The sequence below is a fragment of the Psychrobacter piscatorii genome, from assembly GCF_904846415.1.
Classification (GTDB): domain Bacteria; phylum Pseudomonadota; class Gammaproteobacteria; order Pseudomonadales; family Moraxellaceae; genus Psychrobacter; species Psychrobacter piscatorii.
Genome location: NZ_CAJHAR010000055.1, coordinates 1 through 8,627 on the forward strand (window position 1 = coordinate 1; position 8,627 = coordinate 8,627).

At 43.3% G+C, this 8,627-nt stretch carries 7 protein-coding genes and 1 pseudogene; 2 read left to right on the forward strand and 6 right to left on the reverse strand.

The genetic code is table 11. The features are described from left to right. Window positions 1–128 precede the first annotated feature (128 nt). The 5 genes from dnaX to JMX83_RS14330 all read right to left on the reverse strand — a co-directional run bounded on the left by dnaX (window position 129) and on the right by JMX83_RS14330 (window position 6,792). Entirely contained in the window at window positions 129–2,096 is a 1,968-nt protein-coding gene (gene dnaX / locus JMX83_RS14310; protein WP_201603133.1) for a DNA polymerase III subunit gamma/tau, read from the reverse strand. A 151-nt stretch (window positions 2,097–2,247) separates the two neighbouring features. After that, a complete protein-coding gene (gene lysS / locus JMX83_RS14315) occupies window positions 2,248–3,780 on the reverse strand; it encodes a lysine--tRNA ligase (protein WP_201603137.1) in 1,533 nt (510 codons plus the stop codon). Window positions 3,781–3,831: 51 nt separating this feature from the next. Next, the gene (locus JMX83_RS14320) at window positions 3,832–4,221 is read right to left on the reverse strand and encodes a hypothetical protein (RefSeq protein WP_201603138.1); all 390 of its coding nucleotides are present in this window, start codon (window positions 4,219–4,221) and stop codon (window positions 3,832–3,834) included. Window positions 4,222–4,302: 81 nt separating this feature from the next. Next, complete coding sequence (gene prfA, locus JMX83_RS14325; RefSeq protein WP_201603140.1) at window positions 4,303–5,391, reverse strand: peptide chain release factor 1; 1,089 nt, start codon at window positions 5,389–5,391, stop codon at window positions 4,303–4,305. A 255-nt stretch (window positions 5,392–5,646) separates the two neighbouring features. Further along, window positions 5,647–6,792 (reverse strand): beta-ketoacyl-ACP synthase III, encoded by a 1,146-nt coding sequence (locus JMX83_RS14330; protein ID WP_201603142.1) that lies wholly within the window; start codon window positions 6,790–6,792, stop codon window positions 5,647–5,649. A gap of 277 nt (window positions 6,793–7,069) precedes the next feature. Between JMX83_RS14330 and pnuC the strand changes: the two genes are divergently transcribed. Both pnuC and JMX83_RS14340 read left to right on the forward strand, forming a co-directional pair. Further along, window positions 7,070–7,774, forward strand: a complete 705-nt coding sequence (gene pnuC, locus JMX83_RS14335; RefSeq protein ID WP_201603144.1) for a nicotinamide riboside transporter PnuC — start codon at window positions 7,070–7,072, stop codon at window positions 7,772–7,774. Further along, the gene (locus JMX83_RS14340; protein ID WP_201603146.1) at window positions 7,725–8,339 is read left to right on the forward strand and encodes an AAA family ATPase; all 615 of its coding nucleotides are present in this window, start codon (window positions 7,725–7,727) and stop codon (window positions 8,337–8,339) included. The genes pnuC and JMX83_RS14340 overlap by 50 nt, the downstream gene beginning before the upstream one ends. Before the next feature lie 168 nt (window positions 8,340–8,507). On the opposite strand, the pseudogene JMX83_RS15510 reads toward JMX83_RS14340, so the two are convergent. Continuing rightward, window positions 8,508–8,627 (reverse strand): annotated as a pseudogene (locus JMX83_RS15510) (IS30 family transposase); the annotation flags it as partial.

Genomic DNA, 8,627 nt, shown 5'->3' on the forward strand with positions numbered 1-8,627 from the left:
GGCTTAGATGCGTATAGTTCATGGTTGCAATCTCACTTTGGTCGGTGGATAAAGACTTTGATGCTAGCGCATCTAGGTCTTTTTTTCACCTTGCATTTGGTATTGCACTTCATGTGTTAATCTAAGACTTAATATAATTGTACTTTACCCATTTTTCCTTCACCACGTTCAGTCAAGTATTGCATTACTGGAGTGTGTAGCAATTTCGTCTCAGCAACCGTTTTTGCTTGCTCCAAACGTTTTTGCTGGCGACGCTCTGGTGTTTTATCATCACTTTGCATAATACTGTTGTCAATTTTCAAATCAATTTCTGCATTCGTAAACTGCTGCTGCAGCTTAGCAGCTAACTGCTGAAAAGTGACTTGCAAATGCTTACTATCAACACTGGTCAAAAACGTGGCTTTGCCATTGCATTGACCTATCATAGTGCCTTGACGAGCAAGTGCCAGCTCGTCCTGTGCCAGTACGTTGTCTTCACGAGCAGTTTGTAACCAGTAATCCCATTTTTCTGAATTCCACTCACCCGTCAGCTCTTGAGGCGTACAACGCAGTAAGGTGCGTGGATCTTCATCAAATGGCGATATTGATTGAGAATCATTTGCATCAGGCTCAACAATCGGCTCAGGCTCAACAATCGGCTCAGGCTCAACAATCGGCTCAGGCTCAACAATCGGCTCAGGCTCAACAATCGGCTCAGGCTCAACAATCGGCTCAGGCTCAACAATCGGCTCAGGCTCAACAATTGGCTCAGGACTAGTAGCTGAGTGTGCTACGCTATCATTTTGTCCAATAGAGTTATCTATGCTGAAGCTGTCATCATAAATGGGGCTTTGTAATTGATCATGACTTTGCGCTTGATAGTCAATATCATAAGGCTGTAATGGCGCTGAAGCTTCATGCACAATAGCACTTGAAGGCGGCATCAAAGTAGCCGGTTCTACAGTTGCCGCTTCTGTAGAAGGAACCTCACTATCATAAGTGTTACTCAATACTTCATCGACTGGCAATGGGCGAAATGCCAGTAATCGCAAAATGCACATCTCAAGCGCTTGCATAGGCGTACTAGCAAGCTTGACACCTTCACGTGCCTGCACAATAATCTCATAATACAGTTGTAGCACATCAGGACTGATATGATGAGCAAGCGCATAAATGTCTTTTGCTTGCGCCTCGTTTACATTGAGAGCAACCTCAGGCAACAGCTGGGTCAATGCCAATTGATGTAGTAGCTCAGCAAGTCCATCAAACATGCTCGTTGCATCAACCATTTGCGCACGCATTTGCTCAATATGAGCTGCGACGGCAGACTTGTCGTGATTATAAATATCTGTAATCAAACGTACTAAGTCAGCGGCGTCGATAAGACCAAGCATCGCATTGACGGTCGCATCATCAAGCGCACCTTGGCCAAAAGCAATGGCCTGATCTGTCAAGGATAACGCATCGCGCACAGAGCCTTTGGCTGCACTTGCCAGTTGCCAAATGGCAGGCTGAGTATACCCAACCTGTTCTTGGGTTAGAATATTTGCTAAATGCTCGCTAAGTAACGTTTGTGGTAGTGGACGCAGTACGAACTGCAAGCAGCGCGAAATAATTGTGATTGGTAGTTTTTGTGGATCAGTAGTCGCTAGCAAAAACTTTACATGCTCAGGCGGCTCTTCTAACGTTTTGAGAAGCGCATTAAAGCTGTGGGTCGACAGCATGTGTACTTCATCAATCAAATAAACTTTATAACGGCCTTGGCTTGGCGCATAAGGAACGTTGTCTAACAACTCGCGCGTGTCTTCAACCTTGGTACGAGAGGCGGCATCAATCTCAATAAGATCAATAAAGCGTCCTTGATCAATCGCAACACAATTATCACAAACACCGCACGGTGTGCTAGTAATACCAGTATCACAGTTCAAGCATTTAGATAAAATACGCGCAATCGTTGTTTTACCCACACCGCGGGTACCAGTAAACAGATACGCATGATGCAGACGGTTATAATCAATCGCATTAATCAGCGCTTGCGAGACATGCGTCTGCCCAATCAACTCATGAAAGTTTTTGGGTCGGTATTTGCGAGCTAAAACTTGATATTGCTGCGACATAGCTATCCATTGTGCCAAGTGGTTAATATTCTTATTTTTAATACGGTTTTTCGGTATTTATTATAGCAAAAAGCCAGCGCATTCGTCTGGCTTCTTGCTGATTTGATTATGACTCAGCCGCGCTTAATAAGCGACTTTGTTTAACGACTCATTAATCATTTTTGCGGCGCATGTGTGGGAATAAAATCACATCACGGATACTGGCCGAGTCAGTAAATAGCATCACTAGACGATCAATACCAATACCTTCACCTGCTGTTGGCGGCAGACCATAAGACAATGCTTCGATATATTCTTCATCAAAATGCATCGCTTCATCATCGCCTGCGTCTTTTTCAGCGACTTGACCACGGAAGCGCTCAGCCTGATCCGCTGGATCGTTAAGCTCGCTAAAACCATTCGCCAACTCACGACCACCAATGAACAATTCAAAACGATCGGTAATTTCAGGATTGTCATCACTACGGCGCGCAAGTGGTGACGTTTCAGCTGGATACTCAGTGATGAACGTTGGTTGGCGCAGTTGATGCTCAGCGGTTTCTTCAAAGATGATGGTTTTTAATTTGCCCACACCAAACACATCTTTCACTTGCTGCTTGAGCGTGTTAGCGACATAATCAGCCAAATACTCGCGATCATCAATGCGGCTCATATCAAAGCCTTCAGCATATTGTGCAATCGCATCAGACATAGATAGACGAGCAAACGGTGCTTTTAGACTGATGGCTTCTTCTTGATAGGTCAGCTCTGTTGTGCCCAATACATCGGTTGCCAGCTGGTTAAACATGCGCTCAGTCAAATCCATCAAATCATGATAATCAGCATAAGCTTGATAAAACTCAATCATGGTGAATTCAGGGTTGTGTCGGGTTGAGACTCCTTCATTACGGAAACTACGATTGATTTCAAATACGCGCTCAAATCCACCAACAACCAAGCGCTTCAAATAAAGCTCAGGTGCAATACGTAGGTATAATGGCATGTCTAAAGCATTATGATGCGTCTCAAATGGACGTGCTACCGCGCCACCTGGAATCGGATGCATCATTGGCGTTTCAACTTCCATAAAACGCTCATTCAGCATAAACTGACGAATGCCGCTGACGATCTGACTGCGAACCATAAAAGTGTCACGAGTCGTCTCATTGGTCATCAAATCAAGATGACGATTGCGATAGCGCGCTTCTACATCTGCTAGGCCATGGAATTTGTTTGGCATCGGACGTAGCGATTTAGTTAATAAGGTAATCTCTTCAATATGCACATATAAGTCGCCTTTGCCCGAGCGACCGATATAGCCTGATACCCCAACGATGTCACCCAAATCTAGGGATTTGATACTTGCACGCGTCTCGTCATCAAGTTCTTTACGCGCCACATATAACTGGATACGGCCCGTCATGTCTTGAATTACGATGAATGAGCCACGGTTGAGCATAACGCGACCTGCCACATTTACCTGTGTTTTTTCACCATTCGCGGCTTTTTCTTCGATTTCTTGTTTTGACACACCATCAAAAGCCGTTTGCAAATCTTGCGCATAATCCGTACGTTTAAAGGTATTCGGATACGGCTGTTTGCCTGATGCGCTGATATCGTCTAGCTTGGCTTGCAGCTGTGCGATTAGCTCATTGGTATCTTGTACTGGAGTTTGGTCTTGATTTTGATTATTGGCTTTTGACATAACACTCTCAAATGTTGATAAGTTAGTTTTTATATTTAAAAATTTATAAGATTAATCTACGCACAAAAATCCTTTAGCAACGCCGCCCTCAATAGTTTGACGGCAACCAAAAGGGTTATCATTGGCGGCACAGGTTCCGGTTACGTTTGCCGTGCCAGCTTCAATAGCAGTATCCGAATTGGTACATTCGCCTTGGCACTCAGAACTGTCGCTACAAGATTTTCCTGCATCTGAAAACTGTTGTACACAGCGATAGGCTTGTAGTCGACCTTCTTTAGTGTACTCACCGCCTTTTGCAAGGCATTCTTTTGCCAGCATCTCTACGCTTTTGGATGCAGAATTGGCATTATTTTGTTCTTCTGTCATTGCTGGTGTCTGACAGGCAGATATAAATAATAAGGAAAACAAACCCATAAAAAATAAAGCTAAGCGATTATTCATAATTTTTCTTACCTGTAAGATATGGATTTACTGACTATTTCATCTAAAAATTATTTCAATTTATTGACGTTTAGAAAGCAATTAGTCACCGCCGATGCTGGCCATCAAGTCAGCCTGATGCTCACGTAACAGTGCATCAAGAATCTCATCCAAGTCACCTTCCATGATAGAGTCAAGCTTATATAGCGTTAAGTTGATACGGTGATCGGTCATACGGCCTTGTGGAAAATTGTAAGTACGGATACGCTCTGAGCGGTCGCCACTACCGACCAAGTCACGGCGTATAGAGTCCGCTACATCGACCTGCGCTTGCACTTTGGCTTGCTGGATTTTAGAGACCAGCATCTTCATCGCATGTGCACGGTTTTTGTGCTGACTACGCTCTTGCTGACACTCTACCACAGTACCCGTCGGAATATGCGTCAAACGTACGGCGGAATCAGTCGTGTTCACGTGCTGACCACCCGCGCCGCTTGAGCGAAAAGTATCCATTTTAATATCGGCAGGATTGATATCAACGGTATCATCGATTTCAACTTCTGGCATGACTGCGACCGTACAAGCTGATGTGTGAACACGACCTTGGCTCTCGGTTTCAGGGACACGCTGTACACGGTGAGCGCCCGATTCAAACTTTAAACGTCCATATACGCTATTACCCGATACGCGAGTGATGATTTCTTTATAACCACCATGTTCACCTTCATTTGCAGAGAGCACTTCTAGTGTCCAGCCTTGGCTCTGTGCGTATTTTTGATACATACGGAACAAGTCACCAGAGAAAATCGCTGCTTCATCGCCGCCCGTCCCAGCACGAATCTCCAAGAATGCTGGCACCTTATCGTTAGGATCTTTTGGTAGCATCATGACATTAAGCGCTTCTTCCATCTCTACGATAGTATCACGCGCCGTCTCAATTTCGTCTTGCATCATCTCTTTCATGTCAGGATCTGTTGCATCGGCTAGCATTGCCTCAGCGTCGGCCTGATCCGTTTCTGCGCCCAAATAGTTCTGCCATAAGGTCGTGATGTCCATCAAGTCGCTGTGCTCGACAGACAATTCGCGAAATTTATTATTATCACTGATGACACTAGGATCGGATAATAAAGCGGTGACCTCTTCATAACGGTCTACCATCTGGTCTAAACGCAGGCGTAAGGATTCTTTCATAAAAGGACTTTTAATTGGATAAGAGGAATAAGCTCGTGATTATAGCAAATTTTTTGGGGTAAATTAAAACCTCTAAGCATTCTTCTCGATATTCTGAGCAATCTTGTCACTATATTCTCAAATATCTCTACTTATTCTTAAATAAAGATACTTGGTTCTGATATCAATATTAGTAGACAAAAAAATAGCCAAGAAGACTCTTAGCTATTTTTATCTATAATATTGTTATCTATATAAAGGTGTCGTATTGAGACATTAGACTTTACGAACCAATACTGAGCCAATAGAGTAACCGGCACCAAATGAGCAAATAACACCCAAATCACCTGATGCTAAGTCGTCTTTGTGGCGATGGAATACAATCATAGGGCTCGCTGAGCTGGTATTAGCGAATTCAGCAATGACGCTTGGGACAATCGCTTTATCTGCTTCTTTACCGATGACAGTGCGTAAAATCAAATCTAGCATATTGGCATTGGCTTGGTGTAGCCACATCATCTTAACATCAGAGGTCGGTATATCATTTTCTTGTAGATGCTCAGTGATAACCTCAGATACCTTTGGACAAACTTCACGGAACACTTTGCGACCATTTTGCAAAAACAGTTTATCAGTGACCGGCGCTTTGATATCTGGATACATTTCAGTCTGCGCGGCTAGATACTCTGAGCGATCCATAAAGCCATATTCGTTTTTGATATTGGTCGAAAACTGAGTAAATAGCTTAGCGTTTAGAATCTCATAACCCTTTGGTGTGTCTAATTCTTCAACAATAGAAGCAGTCGCTACATCACCAAAGATAAAGTGGCTGTCACGGTTGCGCCAGTTTAGATGCGCTGAGGTAATCTCAACATTAACCACAGCGATACGCTTAGCCAGACCAGAAACGATAGAGCCATGCGCTTGCGATAAACCAAACGTTGCAGCACTACAAGCAACATTCATATCATAAGCAAAGCCGCCAACCATCCCAATCTCATTCTGAATTTCGATGGCAACCGCAGGATACGTACGCTGGAAGTTTGAGCAAGCAAGGATGATACCATCTAGATCGTTGGCCTCAAGTCCGGCATCAGCCAATGCGTCTTTTAACGCAGCCGCGCCCATTTCTGCCATAACAGACAGCTCTTCGCCTAAGTTACGATAGGCAATGACTGGTGCCATGATTTCAGGGTCTAAAATACCGTCTTTTTCCATCACATAACGTGATTTGATACCAGATACTTTTTCGATAAAAGCGGCCGAAGAAGGCTGAAGTGCTGTAACAGTCTCTGCTGCTATCTCATCAGCATGCTTTGCATTATAATTTTCAACATACTGGTTAAATGACTCAACTAACTCTTCGTTACTGATGCTGTAAGGTGGGATATACAGGCCTGTGCCCGTGATACAAGTCGTCATGATACGCTTCCTTGTCTACTACTGTGGTGCTTGGAATAAGCATAAAAGTGGAAAATAATAGCCATTCAGTTTCAGTGAATAACTGTAAACTTAAAATCAGTGCCTTTATTATGCCTGAATATTAAATTTTTTCTAATGCTTTGTTACAAATAATCTGTTTCTGGCGATAAATAAGCAAAGACTCACGTCATTCTTTGATAGCTACGTTATAATTAGCGCCATTTTGCTCTGTGTAACCAACCAAGCACTCCATACACGCTCATCTTTAGGAATACTAATGGCAGAACTTCTTAACTGGTTATTTGGTCAATATGCGGACTACTCCACGACATTCATCGTCCTAGAGTTGATTGCCGTTGTCTTTGGAGTGGCAAGTGTCTTGCTTGCCAGCAGAACCAACATCTTAGTCTTTCCAATTGGCTTAGTCAGTACAGCGATATTTGTGTATTTGCTATGGAAGTGGCAGTTGTTTGGCGATATGTTCATCAATGCCTACTATACGGTGATGAGTTTATATGGTTGGATTAACTGGTCAAAAAACAAAAAGAATCAGTCTATAGAGACTCATGAGTCAAACAACGTCCGTATTGAGCACTTACATGCAGGCGATGTACCTATCTTGTCTGCTTTGGCAGTAGGAACCATGTCTTTTGTGGCGCTGATATATTATTTCCGTCCAGTGATTAATAATGGCTTTAGTTTTGATGGTGCCGTCCTTGGTGTGCATTTATTCACTTGGGTGGACTATACCGACATGCTCACTACAGCTTTGTTCCTGATGGCAATGTGGCTTATGGCACGGCGCAAAATTGAGCATTGGATACTATGGATCATTGCTGATGCGATATCGGTACCACTATACTTTTATAAAGGCTTTACTTTTACCGCGCTACAATATGTAGTCTTCACTCTCATTGCAATCTGGGCATATTATGAATGGCAACGACGCTACCGTATACAACCTCGAGCAGCATACGCCTGAATCTGTCATTACTGTCGCGGTTTTGGGCGCAGAAAGTACGGGGAAAACAACCCTATGCCGTGATTTGGCAGCGCATTTCGATAATCTGTGGGTGTCAGAATATATGCGTACTTACTTGCAAGCGAAGTGGGATGATGAGCATCTGACTTGTACATGGGATGACCTGCTACCTATCGCACAAGGTCAGATAGCGTTAGAGAACAAACTGGCCAAACAAGTCACCCAAATGTCTAATAAAAACCGCTATTTGTTTTGTGATACCAGTCTGTTTGAGCTGATGGTCTACTCTCATTGGTATTATGGCGACTGCCCTGTCGCTCTTGAGCAAGCAGCATTGGCGCATCATTATGATTTGATACTATTAACTGAGGTTGATATACCATGGGTGGCTGATGACCTGCGAGACAGTCCGCACCAACGTGATGAGATAAGTGCCTATTTTGCCAGTCAATTAAGTAAGCACCAAAAACCTTTTCAGCGAATTAGTGGCGATAGAAAAGAACGTGTCCAGCAAGTAGTAACGCAGCTTGCTGATATAGACAACATATCGCCTGACCAGAGCTAAACTTACCTATATTTATATCTTTAAAACTTTTTTGTATTTGAAACTGAAGAGATACCCATGCTAAAGAAGTTTGAGCTTTACTTAGAAAAAACCATATTTAATAGCCGCTGGATACTGGCGCCTTTTTATCTCGGGTTGGTGTTAGGTATTATTTTATTATTCTTAGATTCAACATTGAAGTGCAACGCACCCGAAGCTAGATTTTACCTCAAGCGGTGTTCTAAACCCTAGCACCTTTCTTGGTCGATTATTTAAACTGTCTTCAATCGACTGAACTAAGTGCCTGCA